Here is a 240-nt window from a genome sequence, read left to right as displayed (position 1 = left end):
AAAACCTGCAAGTTGCGCTTTTAACATGTTCTACAAATTGTTCACCCTCATTGCTCTGTTGGTGGCCGTGGCTTTCGCCAGCCCCAACCCCAAGCCTGAGCCAGTGCTGACCTACGCCGCCGCCCCTGCCTACGGATATTCCGCGTATTCAGCATACGCCCCAGTTGCGTACCCCTCTCCATACGCCGCCTACCCTTACGCTTACTCTTCTTATTACGTCCGTTGAAAACCTTCCCCGCC

At 55.4% G+C, this 240-nt stretch carries 1 protein-coding gene; it reads left to right on the top strand.

The features are described from left to right. A partial coding sequence (locus F0U47_RS22735) for a hypothetical protein (RefSeq protein ID WP_223162854.1) occupies positions 1-226 on the top strand: 226 nt, incomplete at its 5' end. Between the last annotated feature and the right edge of the window lie 14 nt (positions 227-240).

The organism is Nocardioides antri (assembly GCF_008373765.1).
In the GTDB taxonomy this organism is placed as follows: domain Bacteria; phylum Actinomycetota; class Actinomycetes; order Propionibacteriales; family Nocardioidaceae; genus Nocardioides; species Nocardioides antri.
This window is presented reverse-complemented; position numbering and strand designations above follow the sequence as displayed.